The sequence below is a fragment of the Vibrio genomosp. F10 str. 9ZD137 genome (assembly GCF_049974785.1).
GTDB lineage: Bacteria > Pseudomonadota > Gammaproteobacteria > Enterobacterales > Vibrionaceae > Vibrio.
In genome coordinates this window covers 1-1208 of the sequence record NZ_JBNGCJ010000831.1, presented here as the reverse complement: position 1 = coordinate 1208, position 1208 = coordinate 1, and the positions used below count along the sequence as shown (strand labels likewise).

General features: G+C 38.3%; 2 protein-coding genes. Both read right to left on the bottom strand.

Going from position 1 to position 1208, the window contains the following annotated elements:
* Positions 1-20: 20 nt before the first annotated feature.
* Positions 21-446 carry a GNAT family N-acetyltransferase gene (locus tag ACP45E_RS18925; protein ID WP_017037341.1) on the bottom strand — a complete coding sequence of 142 codons (426 nt, stop codon included), beginning with the start codon at positions 444-446 and terminating at the stop codon, positions 21-23.
* Positions 447-601: 155 nt separating this feature from the next.
* Positions 602-1156 carry a hypothetical protein gene (locus ACP45E_RS18920; protein WP_017037340.1) on the bottom strand — a complete coding sequence of 185 codons (555 nt, stop codon included), beginning with the start codon at positions 1154-1156 and terminating at the stop codon, positions 602-604.
* Positions 1157-1208: the final 52 nt, after the last annotated feature.

The following is a 1208-nucleotide window of genomic DNA, read 5'->3' as shown; positions in this document are numbered from 1 at the left end:
AATCCCTCTTAAATTGCTTGTTAGTTGCGAGCCAAACATTTCTGGTAGAACACTTTATCTACGCCTAGTCGTGGATAGTCAGTATATCGACCAACCTCGCTATACCCATGCTGTTCATAAAACTTTGGTGCTTGGAAGGTATACGTATCCAAGAACACGTTCATTACACCACGATTCTTGGCTTCTAGTTCGGCAAGTTGAAGCAACTTCGTTCCATACCCTGAACCACGGAGTGGCTTTGATAACCAAAGATAGTTCACATGGAGAGTTGTAAATAATAGGTTCCCTATTAATCCACCAAGAATTTTACCGTCCTCATTTCGAACGAAATAACCCACGGTATTCTCATCAAGATCAGGGAAGTGTGGTTCATTAAATACTGATAAACCATTGTAAATTTGTGATATTTCATCCTCTGAGGGAGACACACAAAAGTTTATATTCATTCTAACCTCAAACTCAATAGCAACTAACGCCCAATTAAGGTGTGAAACACGCGACCACGGCACTTAATTTGACCACCGTAATCACTGAACTTAACCCAAACCAAAAATGCCAAGCGTGCTGAATCACTCTTAAATTGTTTGTTAGAATAATTTATCTAAGCGACCTTTTTTTCTTCTGGTTTTTTCCTCAACATATGTACTTTTATTTTACTTTTTGATAGTTGTTTCAACATATTGGTATTTTTCTTAGGTAATGAGTATTTTTTATTATCTGCCGTCGTTACTTGTACACCCGAAAAGTTTTCATCTACAACATGCCAACCATATTCAAATAACAGGAAATCACCAGCATCCAGCTTTTGAGGAAAATCTCCTGACATAATTAACGACTTCTTGAGCTTATGAAATAGTTTTCCTGATGACTTTGAATATCGAACTTCAAAACCACTAATGACAATCGGTCGTTTTCCAATATTATACACATATACTTTTAGTCGCTCTGCAACCTCGTCATCAGGTGACAAGTTGCGAAGTATTGCTTGGTGCGAACGCTCCTTGCTATTTTTTAGTTTGTCTCGAGTGATGTAACCACGATCAGCAACAATTTTCAAAAGAGCTCTGTCTGACAGACTGTTCTTAATATTCCAAAGAAGGGCAAACGTTGATACGACCGCCCCCCAAATTGCCAAGACCTTTGTGATTGTATCCATATACATCGCCTATTATTCTAACGCCTTGCTAAGCGGACTAAAATTGTGGGTT